Source organism: Subtercola frigoramans (assembly GCF_016907385.1).
GTDB classification, from domain to species: Bacteria; Actinomycetota; Actinomycetes; order Actinomycetales; family Microbacteriaceae; genus Subtercola; species Subtercola frigoramans.
Map to the genome: position 1 here is coordinate 1809862 of NZ_JAFBBU010000001.1, position 16552 is coordinate 1826413.

The 16552-nt window shown below is 63.1% G+C and carries 12 protein-coding genes; 6 read left to right on the top strand and 6 right to left on the bottom strand.

What is annotated here, in order from left to right:
• Positions 1-74 precede the first annotated feature (74 nt).
• A complete protein-coding gene (locus JOE66_RS08560; RefSeq protein WP_205108530.1) occupies positions 75-1055 on the top strand; it encodes an endonuclease domain-containing protein in 981 nt (326 codons plus the stop codon).
• A 161-nt stretch (positions 1056-1216) separates the two neighbouring features.
• On the opposite strand, the gene glnA is transcribed toward JOE66_RS08560, so the two are convergent.
• Together glnA and JOE66_RS08570 are read right to left on the bottom strand one after the other, a co-directional pair.
• Positions 1217-2641: a type I glutamate--ammonia ligase gene (gene glnA / locus JOE66_RS08565; protein ID WP_205108532.1), complete on the bottom strand. Its 1425-nt coding sequence runs from the start codon at positions 2639-2641 to the stop codon at positions 1217-1219.
• A 210-nt stretch (positions 2642-2851) separates the two neighbouring features.
• Positions 2852-5029 (bottom strand): glutamine synthetase III family protein, encoded by a 2178-nt coding sequence (locus tag JOE66_RS08570; protein WP_205108534.1) that lies wholly within the window; start codon positions 5027-5029, stop codon positions 2852-2854.
• A gap of 154 nt (positions 5030-5183) precedes the next feature.
• Here JOE66_RS08570 and JOE66_RS08575 point away from each other — a divergent pair, with 154 nt between their 5' ends.
• Positions 5184-5609 carry an RDD family protein gene (locus JOE66_RS08575; RefSeq protein WP_205108536.1) on the top strand — a complete coding sequence of 142 codons (426 nt, stop codon included), beginning with the start codon at positions 5184-5186 and terminating at the stop codon, positions 5607-5609.
• A gap of 17 nt (positions 5610-5626) precedes the next feature.
• Here JOE66_RS08575 and JOE66_RS08580 read toward each other — a convergent pair whose 3' ends face one another.
• Entirely contained in the window at positions 5627-6340 is a 714-nt protein-coding gene (locus JOE66_RS08580; RefSeq protein WP_205108538.1) for a DUF4191 domain-containing protein, read from the bottom strand.
• Positions 6341-7126: 786 nt separating this feature from the next.
• On the opposite strand from JOE66_RS08580, the gene JOE66_RS08585 reads away from it, so the two are divergent.
• The gene (locus JOE66_RS08585; protein WP_205108540.1) at positions 7127-8074 is read left to right on the top strand and encodes a hypothetical protein; all 948 of its coding nucleotides are present in this window, start codon (positions 7127-7129) and stop codon (positions 8072-8074) included.
• Between the two features lie 8 nt (positions 8075-8082).
• Here the strand turns inward: JOE66_RS08585 and sucB are convergent, their stop codons facing one another.
• The 3 genes from sucB to JOE66_RS08600 form a co-directional block, all read right to left on the bottom strand.
• Positions 8083-9507, bottom strand: coding sequence for a 2-oxoglutarate dehydrogenase, E2 component, dihydrolipoamide succinyltransferase (gene sucB / locus JOE66_RS08590; protein ID WP_205108542.1), 1425 nt, complete (start codon positions 9505-9507; stop codon positions 8083-8085).
• A gap of 51 nt (positions 9508-9558) precedes the next feature.
• Positions 9559-10932, bottom strand: coding sequence for a dihydrolipoyl dehydrogenase (gene lpdA / locus JOE66_RS08595; protein ID WP_205108544.1), 1374 nt, complete (start codon positions 10930-10932; stop codon positions 9559-9561).
• 95 nt (positions 10933-11027) lie between these two features.
• Positions 11028-12539, bottom strand: coding sequence for a leucyl aminopeptidase (locus tag JOE66_RS08600; protein ID WP_205108546.1), 1512 nt, complete (start codon positions 12537-12539; stop codon positions 11028-11030).
• A gap of 77 nt (positions 12540-12616) precedes the next feature.
• Between JOE66_RS08600 and JOE66_RS08605 the strand changes: the two genes are divergently transcribed.
• The 3 genes from JOE66_RS08605 (at position 12617) to JOE66_RS08615 (ending at position 16549) form a co-directional block, all read left to right on the top strand.
• Positions 12617-13567 carry a proteasome assembly chaperone family protein gene (locus JOE66_RS08605; RefSeq protein WP_205108548.1) on the top strand — a complete coding sequence of 317 codons (951 nt, stop codon included), beginning with the start codon at positions 12617-12619 and terminating at the stop codon, positions 13565-13567.
• Between the two features lie 108 nt (positions 13568-13675).
• Positions 13676-14989, top strand: coding sequence for an MFS transporter (locus JOE66_RS08610; RefSeq protein ID WP_205108550.1), 1314 nt, complete (start codon positions 13676-13678; stop codon positions 14987-14989).
• Between the two features lie 213 nt (positions 14990-15202).
• Positions 15203-16549: an RNA polymerase sigma factor gene (locus tag JOE66_RS08615; RefSeq protein WP_205108552.1), complete on the top strand. Its 1347-nt coding sequence runs from the start codon at positions 15203-15205 to the stop codon at positions 16547-16549.
• Positions 16550-16552: the final 3 nt, after the last annotated feature.

The window sequence follows — 16552 nt, forward strand, 5'->3', positions numbered from 1 at the left end:
CCTGTTCCGACGGTTCTCCACAGTTCCCGCTGCAGCAACCAACGCTTGACGTGCTGTGTCGCAGACTTGCGGCCATGAACATCGCTGATACAGTTGCGTCGCTCGGCGGCATCGCTGACCTCAACACGCTCCGGGCATCCGGGTTCACGGCGAAACAGACACAACGCGCCGTCGACTTGGGTGGCCTCACCCGCATTCGACGCGGCTGGGTAGCCGCGCGTGACGCGCCCCAGAATGCAGTCAGGGCCGTTCGCGTCGGCGGCAGTCTGAGCTGCGTATCTGTCCTGGGTCAACTGGGGGTCTGGTGTCCACCGGATGATCTCCTCCACGTTCGCGTGCATCGACACGGAAACCACCTCGCCTCGCCCGACGACCGTGCTGAAGCGCTGACCGAACCGGCTGCGCAGGGCGTGAAGCTTCATCGAACACACGCGGCACATCATCCGCCGCGGCACTGGCACACCGACCCCGTCGACGTCGCGCTGATGCACGCGATCACCTGCCAGCCGCGCAACTATGCGGTCGCGTTGTGCGACAGCGCCATCAATCTCGGTCTGGCGGACAAACGGAGTTTGGAACGCATCGCGGCGTTGATCGACAAACGGCATCTGCACATCGTGCGGCTCGCCGACCCGAGCGCGCAATCCGGGCTCGAGACCATGGCGCGGCTACGCCTACGCGCACTGCGCATCCCCTACCGCAAGCAGGCCGAGATCGCGGGTGTGGGCCACGTCGATCTGCTCGTCGGAGAACGGCTTGTGCTCGAACTCGACGGCAAGGAGTGGCACTCATCTCCTGAGGCATTTGCCGAAGACCGACGCCGCGACCTGATACTGCACGAGCGGGGATACTTCGTCACGCGCCTGACGTATGCCCAAGCCATGTTCGACTGGCCTCGCGTCGAAGCGATGATTGTCGGCCTGGTTGCCCATGGCAAACACAACTGGCCCCGCTCGACCGCAGGTATTGCGCGGCGTGCGACCGAAGCGGAACGAAATCAGAAGTGGTCCCAGGCGCGAGCGTACGAGCAGGCTCACTACTTCTGGCGGAGCTGACGCGTCATCCCGGCAATATGCGGGGACATCTCGTCAGCTCCGCCCGAAGTCACGCCTCACGCAAGAAGGGCCGCACTCCAATATTGGAGTGCGGCCCTTCTTGCGTTTCCTCAGCAGAGCTCTATACGTCGCGCCCGACAGGGGCGGGCGCGACCATACACTCAGACGCCGTAGTACAGCTCGAACTCGAACGGGTGCGGTCGCTGGGCGATCGGCTTGATCTCGAACTCACGCTTGTACGAGATCCAGGTCTCGATCAGGTCGGGAGTGAAGACGCCGCCCTTGGTCAGGAACTCGTTGTCTTCCTCGAGAGCCTGCAGGGCTGCTTCGAGGGAGGCGGGAACCTGCGGGATGTTCTTCGCCTCTTCGGGCGGCAACTCGTACAGGTCCTTATCGACCGGCTCGTGCGGCTCGATGCGGTTCTGGATGCCGTCGAGCCCGGCCATGAGCTGGGCTGCGAATGCGAGGTACGGGTTGCCGGAGGCATCCGGAGCGCGGAATTCGATGCGCTTGGCCTTCGGGTTGGTACCCGTGATCGGAATGCGCACCGACGCCGAACGGTTACCGGCCGAGTAGACCAGGTTGACCGGGGCTTCGAAACCCGGCACGAGACGGTGGTACGAGTTGACCGTGGGGTTCGTGAACGCGAGAACCGCGGGAGCGTGCTTGAGCAGCCCACCGATGTACCAGCGCGCAATGTCGCTCAAACCGCCGTAGCCCGCTTCGTCGTAGAACAACGGGGAGCCGTCGTTCCAGAGCGACTGGTGGGTGTGCATACCCGAGCCGTTGTCGCCGAAGAGCGGCTTCGGCATGAAAGTCGCGGTCTTGCCCCACTGGGTGGCCGTGTTCTTCACGATGTACTTGAACTTCAGAATGTCGTCTGCAGCGTGCACCATGGTGTCGAAGCGGTAGTTGATCTCGCCCTGGCCGGCCGTGCCGACTTCGTGGTGCGCGCGCTCGAGGATCAGGCCGGCGTCGATGAGCTTCAGCGAGATGTCATCGCGAAGATCGGCGTGCTGGTCGACGGGGCTGACCGGAAAGTAGCCGCCCTTGTACGGAGTCTTGTTGGCGAGGTTTCCGCCTTCTTCTTCGCGGCCGGTGTTCCAGGCTCCCTCGCTGGAGTCGATCGAGTAGAAGCTCTTGTTCTGCTTCACTTCGTAGCGAACGTCGTCGAAGATGTAGAACTCTGCTTCGGGGGCGAAGAACGCGGTGTCGGCGATACCCGTCGAGGCGAGGTATTTTTCAGCCTTCTTGGCGACCTGGCGCGGGTCGCGGTGGTAGATCTCACCGTTTCGCGGGTTGTAGATGTCGAAGATCAGGATGAGCGTGCGCTCGACACGGAACGGGTCGATGTAGGCGGTCGAGACGTCGGGGATCAACTGCATGTCTGACTCGTGGATCGAGGCGAAACCGCGGATCGACGAACCGTCGAACATCTGGCCGACCGAGAAGAACTCCTCGTCGACGGTTGAAGCAGGGATGTTGAAGTGCTGCTGAACACCGGGAAGGTCGGTGAACCGAATATCAAGGAACTTGACGTCGGTGTCCTTGATGAACTTGAGCACCTCTGAAGAATCACTGAACATTTGAGAGGCTCCAAATGGCTGGTACTTGATCAGTTGCAATCACAACTACCTCGAGGCTATCGCTAAGCCATTACTCGGTGGTATCGCGATTGTTTCGGGCATGTTACGTCGCTCCACGACGAGTAGCCGACGACCTCCCCGTTCTTCTTCGGGATGATCGCCGGCTGACACCGTCTGCTGTGTTCAGTTGGAGGGGGATAGCCCATGTGGCTACAGGATGAAGAGCATCTCCTGGTAGGTCGGGAGCGGCCAGAGGTCGTCGGCGACGATCTCTTCGAGCACATCGGCGGCCGCGCGAACCGCTGACATTGCGGGCAGCAGGGCATCGCGGGCATGCTCAGCCTCGGCCAGAGCCGAGTGTCCGACCTCGGCACCGAGTGCGTCGCGCAGGGTTGACAACGCGGTGCGCAGCTCGGCAAGTGGGCCGCTCACCTCGTCGAGGAGTGCGACATCGGCATCCACACCGGCAGCCTTCAGGGCGCCGAGGTTGACGGCAACCTCCGTCTGGTGACGAACGGCAGCCGGAAGAACAGCTGTCGAACCGACTTCGAGCGTGAGGCGAGCCTCCACCCCGATCGTGAGCGCATACTGCTCCAGGCCGATCTCGTAGCGGCTGTGCATTTCGCGGTGGTTGAACACCTTGTACTTCTCGAAGAGCTCCATAGCCGGCTCCGTGATCAGCTCTGGCAGAGCATCCAGAGTCGTCTTCAGGTTTGCAAGCCCACGCTTCTCGGCTTCGATCGGCCAGGCGTCAGCGTAGCCGTCGCCGTTGAAGACAACAGCACCGTGCTCGTTGATGATCTGCGTGAGGAGCGTCTGGACGGCCTCGTCGAAGTCGGTGCCGTCGGCGACTGCAGTCTCGAGCTGGGTGGCGATGAAGTCGAGCGAGTCGGCCATGATCGTATTGATCGTGGTCATCGGGCCGGCAACACTCTGCATCGAACCGGGCGCGCGGAACTCGAACCTGTTGCCGGTGAAGGCGAAGGGGCTCGTGCGGTTGCGGTCTCCAGGGTCGGTCGGCAGGACCGGCAGCGTGTCGACGCCGATGATCATCTGACCCTTGCCCTTGGAGGACGTAGCGCGACCGTTGGCGATCTGCTCGAAAACGTCTGCGAGCTGGTCGCCGAGGAAGATCGAGATGATGGCCGGGGGAGCCTCGTTCGCACCCAGGCGGTGGTCGTTGGTGGCCGAGGCGACGGATGCTCGCAGGAGGCCTGCGTAGAGGTGCACAGCACGGATGACCGCGGCACAGAACACGAGGAACTGAGCGTTGTCGTGCGGGGTGTCGCCGGGCACGAAGACGCTGCCGACTTCGGAGTTGCCGAGTGAGAAGTTGACGTGCTTGCCAGAACCGTTGACCCCCTGGAAGGGCTTCTCGTGGAAGAGGCACTCCATGCCGTGCTTTTTGGCGATGGTCTTGAAGGTCGTCATCAGGAGCTGCTGGTGGTCGGCAGCAAGGTTCGCGCGCTCGAACATCGGTGCGATCTCGAACTGGCCCGGTGCGACCTCGTTGTGGCGGGTCTTGGCCGGGATGCCCAGCTTGAAGAGCTCACGCTCGGTGTCCATCATGAAGCCGAGAACCCGCTCGGGGATCGCGCCGAAGTAGTGGTCGTCGAATTCCTGGCCCTTGGGCGGCTTCGCGCCGAACAGGGTGCGGCCGGCATTCAGAAGGTCGGGGCGCGCAAGGAAGAAGTGGCGGTCGACGAGGAAGTACTCCTGCTCCGGGCCGCAGAACGAGACCACGTGCTCAGGGTTGGTGTGACCGAAGAGCTTGAGGATTCTCTCGGCGTGCTCTCCCATCGCCTGCTGTGAACGCAGGAGAGGCGTCTTGTGGTCGAGGGCCTCACCGGTCATCGAGACGAAGACTGTGGGGATGCAGAGAGTGTTGCCGTTCGGGTTCTCGAGAACATACGCCGGGCTGGTCACATCCCAGCCGGTGTAACCGCGAGCCTCGAACGTGTTGCGGAGCCCACCGTTCGGGAAGCTCGACGCGTCAGGTTCGCCCTGGGTGAGGGTCTTGCCGGCGAATTCAGCGAGGGCTGATCCGTCACCGACCGGTTCAAGAAAGCTGTCGTGCTTCTCTGCAGTGAGACCCGTCAGCGGGTAGAAGACGTGTGCGTAGTGTGTTGCGCCCTTCTCGAGTGCCCAGTCCTTCATGGCTGAAGCCACTGCGTCAGCCACCTGCGGGTCGAGCGTGGTGCCGTGCTCGATAGTCGAGATGACCGACTTGTACACCGACTTCGGGAGTCGCTTCTGCATGACGACTTTGTTGAAGACGTTCTCCCCGAAGACCTGGCCAGGCGCCTCGGTGATGTCGAAGCTGACCGCTGGGGGCACATAGGCCTCAACGTCTTTGATCGCCTGGAGGCGAACTGCATTTCCACTCATTTATTACCCCTTTGACACAGCATGCTGTTTTATCCAGCGTGCAGACTGCGGCCGAATGCGGATTGTGATCGCCCACATATTACGAAGGGTCTGTGGCGGTGATGTTTCGGCTGTGTGTCAGTTGGTGACCAGTCGCGTCGCCTAGAATCAGCGCGTGTCCAACGTCAAGCCTTCGTCGCGATTCTCGGGTGCTGCGCCGAGTAACTGGCCGGGTGAGCGCCTCGGTTTTCCTGAGGAGGGTCGCGGATCCGTGGCGAGACCGGGCAGGCGCATCATCGCACTGTTGCTGGACTGGGCCGTCTGTTTTGTGATCTACGCGGCGTTCTTCTTCGGAGACGCCTGGGCCGCGACGATCATCTTCGTTGTCGAGCAGATTGTGCTCATCGCATTCACCGGAAGCGGCTTCGGGCATCTGCTGCTGGGGCTGCGGGTCGTGAAGGTCGACGGGACTTTTGCGGGGTGGTGGAGACCGATCATCCGGACCGGCCTGTTGATCCTGACGATTCCCGCGCTCATCTGGGATTCAGACCAGCGTGGGCTGCACGACGTCTTTGCTGGAACGGTACTCGTTCGCAAGTAACAAGATGCCTCGTTGTGTCAACGACCGCGCTGCGGCCGGGCTTTCAGCGGGTCGACGCCCTTGGGGATGGGCAGATTGCCAGACGCCAGGGAGCTGAGACGGTTACTCACGGCCAGCACTTCGGGCTTCGTGAGGTTGGGCTTGATCCTGGCGAGCTTTCGCGGGATGTTCTGCAGAGAGATCGAGTCTGCATCAGGCCCGACCGAGAGGAACGTGACGGGAACGTTGGGCAGCACACGAAGAACCTTACGACGTTCGTCTTCGAGCATGCGGGTCGTGCGTGACTTCGGACCCTCGCCGATGAGTACGACTCCACCTCGCCCGACGGCACGGTAGACCGCGTCTTGCGTCTTGGCGTTGACGGCGACCGGCATCTCACTGCCTCGCCAACTGCGACGAAGTGAGCTGCGGAGCACAGCACCGACGGCACCCGGCTGACCCTCGATCTGGCCGTAGGCAGCTGCCTCGGCGCGACGCCCGAGCAGAAGCAGGGCGAGAAGGATGCCCGCCAGCACACCTGCGACCACCCACATGGTGATCGCAAAACCGTTGCCGTCGCCGAGCAGTAGGGCCAGAACCAGGCCGATCGCAACGGGTACGAGGATGCTCAGCACCAGGATCAGGGTGATGTTCTTGTCATAGCGGCGAGTCATTTGGAAGACTTGCCACATCTGCTTCAGACGGCCGTCTTCTTTCGGCTTTTTCGGGGTCTTTTCTTTGGAGCGTGCCATGTAACCCATGGTACCGAGTTACGCGGAGCCCGATCATCCCGGTCGACGGTCTGGTCCTTCACAACAGACGCTGTCGGCGAACTTTTCACCGTTCACCGGCCATGGATGCCCGTAGTCTCCGTGCCGATTCATTCTTGTGTCATGAATCGTGCCGTCGCTCCTCTGGTTGTCAGTGTCTCGCGCTCCATCAGTTCGCGGCCGACTCGGAATCAGCTCCCTCTCGGTGGACCTGGCACAGCCGAGCTGACGCTGCAGGAGTTCTTGGAGTCGCGTGCCCTGCTGCCGGGAGAAGCGACAAACATCCTCATACCCGTGCTTCAGTCGCTGGCGGAGGTTCACGCGGCAGCCCAGGTCAGCGGCCGGATATGTTCCGCCGACATCTGGCTCAGCGAGGCTGGCGAAGCTCGCATCCTTCCGCCGCTCGGTCACCCCCCTGGTTTCCCGGGCATCGCCTCTGCTGGTACGAGGAGACTGTCTCGCAGGTCGGATCGAGGGATGTCCCGCCGAGCGCGCGCGGCGGCGATTGCCGACTGTCAGGCATTCGTCGATCTCTGCCACCACGTCCTCTCCTTCGCCGATGTCGAAGATGAAGGTCGTCGGGAGCTCTTCGAGAAGCTCGAATGCTCTGAACGCAGGCTGCGTGGCACGCCCCGCCGAGAGCCACGCCGCCGTCACTCCGGCCGGGAGATTCGCCGTTCGGCGCCTCCCGGCGACACAGACCGCCGTCCTGTTTGGGTTCGGCATGCTCGCAAATTCGCAGCCGATTGTGAAGCCGCGCTCTTCTCTGTGGCTGAACCCGGCGCAATCGCAGCCCTGCAGCCTGCTCCGGCGCAGACGCCGACTCATTCTGCTCCAGAGGAGCCAGCCGACACAGTTGCAAACGCAACCGGAGAGTTCGATTGGCACGCCCAGTCGGCCAGTGCACTTGCCGACATCGACAGAGCTGTCGACCGCATCCTTGAAGCAGACCGGGAGAGCCATCGCCCTCGTGCGCGCGTCACCGAGCTTGCGACCCGCTCGAAGGAAGAGGGGGCGCGTCAGCTGACCCGCGCGTCGTCGGCTGTGAGGTCCCGGTGGAAGCTGGTGATCGTCGGCGTCACGGTGGTCGCGGTGGCGCTTGTCGGTGCCCTCACGGCCGAGAGTTTGCCCTCCCACCCGCAGGCGTCGGGCCCCGTGCTTTCCGAAGCGATGGTGTCCAGCACACCCGCTTCAGGCGCGGGGAACAACGCTTCGGAACCTCGGGCGGCTTCGCCGGAGACCCCGTCATCACAAGCAGAGTCGTCAGCTCGGGCGAGCAGGCAATCGACAGGAGCGGCGACCGGTGACGATCCCCGTGCTGCTGCTCTGGCTCTGCTGGAAGAACGGGATCACTGTCTCTCCGGGGGTTCAGCGGCCTGCCTGGCGCACGTGGACCAGTTCCAGTCGCCTCTCCTTGCCAGCGACCAGCTTCAATTCGCACGGGGTCACCGCGTGGGGAATCAATCCACACCAGAACCTGTTGCCGGTGCGGCACCGCTACCGAGTGTTGAGGTCGTGCAGCGAACAGGGGCAGCAGCCCTCGTCAGTGTCGATCCGTGGCACGGGAATGAATCCCAGCCTGCCGGACCGGCACCCGCGGCACACAGCAAACCGGCCTCACTCCTTCTGGTGAAGGGTGAGGCCGGTTGGCGACTTCGAGAGGTCTTTCTGGCAGATCCGGTTGACGGAAGGCGCAGGACCGGAATTTCTCAGTGACGTTCTGTTCAGATACCGAGCTTGGAGGCGAAATCGCCGCCCTCGAGGCGGTTCTTCACAGCGACCAGGAAGCGTGCGGCATCTGCACCATCGACGATCCTGTGGTCGTAACTCAGGGCGAGGTACACCGTCGAGCGGATCGCGATGGCGTCGGAGCCGTCGACAGTCACGACAACCGGCTTCTTCGTGACGATGCCGGTACCGAGAATGGCGACCTGCGGCAGGAACACGATCGGCGTATCGAAGAGGGCGCCACGTGAACCAGTGTTCGTGAGGGTGAAGGTACCGCCACCGAGCTCGTCGGGCTTCAGCTTGTTGTCACGCGTGCGTGCAGCGAGATCGGCGATCTCCTTGGCCAGGCCGGCGAGGTCGAGTTCGCCGGCGTTGCGCACGACGGGGGTGAGAAGACCCCTCTCCGTGTCGACCGCAATGCTGATGTTCTCCTTGTCGGGGTACACGATCGAGTCGCCATCGATAGTGGCGTTGATGATCGGGTAGGCCTTCAGGGCCTCTGCGGCAGCCAGGGCGAAGAATGGGAGGAACGAAAGCTTCGTGCCGGTCTTCTCGGCGAACGACGCCTTGACGCTGTCGCGGAATGCCGCGACCTTCGTCACGTCGACCTCCACCACGCTGGTCAGCTGGGCGCTGGTCTGCATGGAGATGACGGCGCGTTCTGCGACCACCTTGCGCAGCCGCGACATGGGCACCGTAGTGCCGCGAAGCGGCGAGACTTCCAGAGGCGCCGGCGCAGCAGGGGTTGCTGCGGAGGGCGATGCGGTCGCCGCCGGACGAGCCGCGACGGCAGCAAGCACGTCTTCCTTGCGAATGCGTCCGCCGACTCCTGTGCCGGTCACGCTGGCGAGGTCGATGTTCTGATCGTTCGCAAGTTTGCGTACGAGCGGCGTCACGTAGCCGGAGTTACTGGTGCTCTCGGCGACGGGTGCGGCGGCAACCGGTGCAGCAGCGGGCGGAGTGGGTGCAGGCGCTGCGGGTGCCGGAGCGGCAACGGGAGCCGGAGCTGCAGGAGCTGGGGCGGGCGCAGCAGGCGCCTGGGCTGCGGGAGCAGGCTCAGGCTCTGCTGGCGCAGGAGCCGCAGCTTCGGTCGGAGCATCGACGGAGGGTACTTCGGCGACAGGGGCCTGAGCGGCCTGAGCAGCTGCCTCGGGCGCCGGAGTCTCTGCAGGTGCTGCTCCCGACCCGTCACCGATGGTGACCAGCGGCGTACCCACCTCGACCGTCTCGTCTTCCTGCACCAGGATCTGCTCGATGACTCCAGCAATCGGCGAGGGGATCTCGGTGTCGACTTTGTCCGTTGACACTTCGAGAAGGGGTTCGTCGACTTCGACGCGGTCCCCGACGTTCTTGAGCCAGCGGGTCACCGTTCCCTCGGTCACACTCTCGCCGAGTGCAGGAAGGTTGACGGATTCGCTCATCAGTGTGTCTCCTCTTCAGAAACAGTTCAGGTGTTGGTTTGTAGTTTATGTCTAGAGTGCGTGCAGCGGTTTGCCAGCAAGCGCCAAGTGCGCTTCGCCGACTGCTTCGTTCTGGGTCGGGTGGGCGTGGATCAGCGATGCCACGTCTTCGGGGTAAGCCTCCCAGTTGACGATCAACTGGGCCTCGCCGATGAGCTCGCCGACACGAGCCCCGATCATGTGGATGCCGACGACGGGCCCTTCGTTGACCCGAACGACCTTGACCGACCCGGCCGTTCCGATGATGTGGCTCTTGCCGTTGCCGGCGAGGTTGTAGTCGTATGACGAGACCTTGTCGGTGCCGTACTTCTCGATTGCCTTGGCTTCCGTCAGGCCGACGGAGGCGACCTCGGGATCGGAGTATGTCACCTTCGGGATGTTCACGTCTTCGACGATCTGCGGTGCCAGCCCGGCGAGTTCCTCAGCAACGAAGATTCCCTGCTGGAAGCCACGGTGCGCCAGCTGGAGGCCGGGGACGATGTCTCCGACCGCGTAGACGCCGGGAACGCTCGTCTCGAGCCGTTCATTCGTGATCACGAAACCGCGGTCGATGGTGACTCCCGCTTCTTCGAAGCCGAGACCGGCCGTCTGTGGCCCCCGCCCGACGGCGACGAGGAGGAGTTCTGCCTCGATGGTCTTACCGTTCTCGAGCGTCACCACGACGCCGGAGTCGTTCTGCGTGACGCCCTGGGAACGAACGCCGAGGGAGAACTCGATGCCGCGCTTTCGGAAGGCGCGTTCGAACTGCTTGCTGACCGATTCCTCTTCATTCGGCACGAGGTGCGGCACAGCTTCGATGATCGACACCTCAGACCCGAAGGACTTCCACACGCTGGCGAACTCGACACCGATGACGCCACCGCCGAGGATGGCGACCTTCTTCGGAATGAAGTCGAGCGTGAGGGCATGCTCAGAGGTGATGACTCGTCCACCGATCTCAAGCCCCGGAAGCGAGCGTGAATACGAGCCGGTTGCGAGGATCACGTTCTTGCCGACATAACTGTCGTCACCGACCTGCACCGTCTTCGGGCCCACGAGGCGGCCTTCGCCACGGATGACTGTGATCTTGCGGGCGTTGATCAACCCTTCGAGACCTTTGAACTTGCTCGCGACGATCGCCTCGCGGTACGCCGTCACGGCAGCGAGGTCGACGCCCTCGAATGTGGTCCTGACCCCGTACTTGCCGGCCTCGCGCGACACGTCGGCCACTTCGGCCGAGTGCAGGAGCGCTTTGGTGGGGATGCAGCCTTTGTGCAGGCACGTGCCACCCAGCTTGTCCTTCTCCACCAATGCCACGCTGAAACCCAGCTGGCTGGCGCGGAGGGCGGCTGCGTAGCCGCCGCTTCCTCCGCCGAGAACGACAAGGTCAAAATTCTGCTCAGACACTCAAAGACTCCCTTAGCGTTTCGTACCCGCGAAACGACCGGCCGACAACAGCAGGTCTCTCGATGGCGAGTTATTTTTTCGCCCCCCCGAGCCTACTACTCGGATGCCCGGGCGAGCTTCTCCGCCACATCGAGCAAGGTGCGCACGGTGACACCGGTCGGGCCCTTCGGTGTGAACCCGTAACCCTCACCGCCGTTCACGGCGGGGCCGGCGATATCGAGGTGCGCCCAGGGGATCTGCGCTTCGCCATCGGCTGCCTTGCCAACGAACTCACGAAGGAACGCGGCGGCGATCAGCATGCCGCCAGCCGTGTTTCCCGGCTTGATGTTCTGGAGATCGGCGATGTCCGAGTTGAGCATCGGCCTGAACTCCGAGGGGATGGGCATCGGCCACAGCGTCTCGCCGACAGCTTTAGCCGATTCGATGACGGTGTTCACGAGATCGTCGTCACCGAGAGTGCCGACATAGCGGTTTCCTAGCGCCGTCACAGACGCGCCTGTCAATGTGGCCACATCGATGATGGCGTCGGGGTGTTCCTCACTGGCCGCCACCAGGCCGTCGGCGAGCACCAGTCTGCCCTCCGCGTCGGTGTTCAGGACTTCGACCGTTCGCCCGCCGTGGATCGTGAGTACATCCCCTGGCCTGATGGCAGAGCCGGAAGGCATGTTCTCGGCGAGGCACAGCCATGCCGTGATTCGTACGGGCAACGAGAGTGCGGCCGCCGCGAGCGTGACGGCGAGAACCGTCGCTGACCCGGTCATGTCGTTCTTCATGCCGATCATGGAGCCCGGCGGCTTCAGCGAGAGTCCGCCGGAATCGAAGGTGATTCCCTTGCCGACCAGGGCGAGGTGGCTCGACGAGACCGTTGGTTCGTACGAAACGCGCACCAGGCGCGGGCCACGCGTCGACCCCTGCCCGACACCGAGAATGCCGCCGAACCCTTCCGCTTCGAGTTCTGCCACCTCCCACACTTTCAGCGACACCGGTAGACCCTCGGCGGCGCTCCTGGCGCGGTCGACCAGCGACTCAGGGTAGAGGTCCAGCGGCGCCTCGTTCACGAGGTCGCGCACCAGGTACACCGCCCTCGCGGTCTCGCGGGCTTCGGTTGCAGCGGCTTCCGTCCCCTCGAGGGTTGTCGGCACAACCAGGAAGTTCGCGCCGAGTTGCCGGGCATCCAACGACGCCTTTCGGTATGCGAGGTAGCTGTAGGCACCGAGAGCGGCCCCCTCGAGCACAGCGCGCACGTCGGCGGCACCCGTCACCGGCAGGGCAAGCACAAAGGAGGCGAACCCGCGGATGCGCCTCGTTGCAACGCCCGCCGCGTAGCGCAGCGATTCCGTTGTCGGCCCGGCCTGCCCCAGACCCACGACCACGATCACCTTCGCCCGGATGCCCTCCACCGAGGGCATCCGAACGACCTCGTCCTTCTTTCCCGTGAAGCCGAGCCCGTCGAACATCGATTCGATGCTGTCGGTGACACCAGCAGGGAGTTCCTCGCTGCCGAGAAGGAAGAGTCGATCATCCGTTCGCCCTGCCGCGAGCACGAGAACATCGGCGTCGAGGTCGTGGGCGGGAGATTCTGCAACCGAAATTTCTGGAAGAGTCATGTCAACAAGTATCGCGTTCGCTGAGGGCACTTCTCCAACCGGGGCAACGCCGTGTGCGCTCGGTTTAGAGTGGAAACATGAAGGATCCGGCAGAGTTGTACGAACTGGCAGACGAGGTCGGCCTGATCCCGCAAGGACTGCCATTGGTGGCAGCCCTGACGGGTTTCACAGACGCCGGCGGCGCGGTCTCACAACTCGGTGAGTATGTGCTCGACACTCTGAACAATCGAGTGGTGGCCGAATTCGACGCCGATGCCCTGCTCGACTACCGAGCGCGCCGACCCATCATCTACTTCGACCAGGATCACCTGACCGACTACCAGCCACAGACGCTCCGCTTGTATCTGGTGAACGATGAGCTGGGTCAGCCATTCCTCCTTCTGCACGGGTTCGAGCCCGATTTCAAGTGGGAGCAGTTCACGGCTGCGATTCTGCAGCTCATCGATCTCTTCCAGGTCAAGACCACGACCTGGGTCCACGCCATCCCGATGCCCGTTCCGCACACACGCCCCATCGGGGTGACGGTGAGTGGTAACCGCATCGAGCTCACTGATGCGATGTCGGTCTGGCGACCGCACACCCAGGTGCCGTCGAACGCCCTTCACCTGGTCGAATACCGGCTGGCGGAGCTTGGCCACCCGGTGACCGGATTCGTCCTTCTCATTCCGCACTACCTGGCCGATACCGAGTACCCCTCTGCTGCCGTCGCGTCACTCGAGAGCATCAGTGCGGCCACAGGGCTCATCTTTCCGACGGATCGCCTGCGCGAAGAAGGTCGTGAATTCCTGACGAAGATCGGCCAGCAGGTCGAGTCCAACTCGGAGCTCGAGAAGCTGGTCGGCACGCTCGAGGAACGGCATGACAGCTACATGCAGAATTCCGGGCTGCAGAATGCCGGATTGAGGTCGCCGCTGACCGACGAGGACGGTGAGCTACCCTCGGCAGACGAGATCGCAGCGGAGCTCGAGAACTTCCTGGCGATCAAGCGTCGGGGCGATGACGCCTCGCCCGGGTTCGCCGGCCTCTAGGAGCAGGCCCTCGGTCGCCAGCCGCTGATCGTCGGCCGCTGATCGGCGGTCCCGGGTCGCAACTGCGGGGCGCTTCGGGTGTGAGGTGCATTCGGTATCATCGAATCAATGAACTCCAGACGCTCGTGGGTGATCTTCGGCGTGGCCGCAATCGCCTATATTGCGGCTGTCCTGCAGAGAAGCACCCTCGGGGTGGCCGGCGTCGCAGCGTCTGACAGGTTTCAGACGTCCGCGGCAATTCTCTCGAGTCTCGCTGTCGTGCAATTGATCGTGTACGCCGCACTGCAGATTCCCAACGGGATTCTCATCGACAAAGTCGGGCCTCGCTGGCTCGTTGTCGTGGGAACCGCGGTGATGGCCGTCGGCCAGCTCATTCTCGCCTTCTCGCCCGACATCAGCATCGCGATCGTCGGCCGGATCCTGGTGGGCGCAGGGGACTCGGCGATCTTCATCTCGGTGATCAGGCTCGTCAACTCGTGGTTCTCGGGCCGAATCGTGCCTCAGGTCTCCCAGTGGATGGGCAATCTCGGTGCCCTCGGTCAGATTCTCTCTGCCGTGCCCTTCGCCTACCTCCTACACCTCGCAGGCTGGAGTGTCGCCTTCGCCTCTGCGGCCTCGGTTGCTGTGCTCGCCTTCGTTCTCAGCCTCATCGTGCTGCGCGACAGGCCGAAGACGGTGATGGCGCCGCTTGCCCCGAGCTTTCGCACCGTGCTGGGGCGACTCGGCCCCACGTTGAAAAGGCCCGGTACCCAACTCGGGTTCTGGTCCCACTTCGTCACACAATCATCAGGAACCGTCTTCAGCTTGTTCTGGGGCTTTCCGTTCATGGTCTCGGCCCTCGGCTACGACACCGGCTTCGCTTCCGGGCTTCTCGTGGTAATCGTCGTGACCGGACTGATCTCCGGTCCGATTCTCGGCCTGCTGACAGCGCGGTTCCCGACTAGGCGCTCGAATCTCGTGCTGGGAATCGTTGCCATGCTCGCGATCGCCTGGAGCACTGTGCTGCTCTGGCCCGGCACTCCACCGGTCTGGCTCGTCATCCTGCTCGTCATCGCCATGGGAGTCGGAGGGCCCGGTTCACTGATCGGGTTCGACTTCGCGCGTACCTTCAACCCACCGCACACGCTGGGTTCGGCGAACGGTGTGGTGAACGTCGGTGGATTCACGGCCAGTTTCACGATGATGTTCCTCATCGGTGTGCTCCTGGATCTTCAGCACAACCTCGGGTGGAACACGAATCTGTACGACCTCAACGCGTTCAAGATTGCTTTTTGCGTGCAGTACGTCGTGATCGGGGCAGGTGTCATCTTCTTGCTGAATGCCCGAAGGCGCGCGCGTAGGCAGCTCGAGGAAGACGAGGGAATATCGGTGGCACCGCTGTGGGTTGCACTGACCGAGGCATGGACGCAAAGAAAGACTTGACAAATCGCGGTCAGGTCAGATTGTTTCTCAATCCGTGCAATAATTAACGCTAGAGACCCGTTCTTGTATTGGGGTGGCCGTTCATACGGCCACGCAAAGACCCAGCACTTGACATGGGTCTTAGTAATGTCAAAAAACAACTCCGGTCGACCTTGACTCGGGTTCGCCACCTCAGGCGCCCTCGGTTTCTCGCCCGGTGTGAAAGGTGATCTCATGGCCACCACGAAAGCTCCCTCCGCCACAAAGGCGCCCGCTGCCAAGGCGCCTGCAACCAAGAGCGCTGCGGCAGTCAAAGCTCCCGCTGCCAAGACAACGGCAGCCAAGGCGGCCGCCGCCAAGAAGACCGGGCCTGCCGTCAAGGCGACTGCCCGGGGCAAGGCAACGGCAAGCAAGGCAACCGGTGCCAGTGACGCAGACGAGGACGACGAAGCGGTCGAGCTCGACGACGTTGTTGTGGTCGAAGACGACACCGAAGACGTTCTCGTCGTTGTTGCCGTGCCCGACGCCGACAGCGACTCCGCGGAAGATTCAGATACCGACGACGACACCAAGAAGTCGGCGTCGACCGAAGACCTTCCCTCTGGCGCGCTCGTCCTCTCGCTCGTCGACGATGACGATGACGTGCCCGTCTACTCGAGCGCGATCACGGGTGCGACAGCTGACCCGGTCAAGGACTACCTGAAGCAGATCGGCAAGGTCGCCCTGCTGAACGCGGCCGAGGAGGTCGAGCTCGCCATGCGCATTGAGGCCGGCCTGTTCGCCGAAGACAAGCTGGCGAACGCCGAGGGCCTCACCCCCCAGGTCAAACGCGAACTGCAATGGGTCGCCAAAGACGGGCAGCGGGCCAAGAGCCACCTGCTCGGCGCGAACCTCCGCCTCGTCGTCAGCCTTGCCAAGCGCTACACCGGCCGGGGAATGCAGTTCCTCGACCTCATCCAGGAGGGAAACCTGGGCCTCATTCGTGCGGTCGAGAAGTTCGACTACACCAAGGGCTTCAAGTTCTCGACGTACGCGACCTGGTGGATCCGCCAGGCGATCACCAGGGCCATGGCAGATCAGGCGCGGACCATCCGCATCCCGGTTCACATGGTCGAGGTCATCAACAAGCTGGCTCGCGTGCAACGCCAGATGCTGCAGGATCTCGGTCGTGAACCCACGCCCGAAGAGTTGTCACGTGAATTGGACATGACCCCCGAGAAGGTCGTCGAGGTCCAGAAGTACGGTCGCGAGCCCATCTCTCTGCACACCCCACTCGGCGAAGACGGCGACAGTGAATTCGGTGACCTCATCGAAGACACCGAAGCAGTTGTCCCGGCAGACGCCGTGGGCTTCACCATGCTTCAGAAGCAACTCGAATCGTTGCTCGACTCCCTTTCGGAGCGCGAGGCGGGAGTCATCCGCATGCGTTTCGGCCTCGGAGACGGCATGCCGAAGACTCTCGACCAGATCGGTGACACGTTCGGCGTGACGCGTGAGCGCATCCGCCAGATCGAGTCCAAGACGATGGCCAAGCTCCGCCACCCCTCGCGTTCGCAGTCGCTTCGCGACTACCTCGAGTAAACC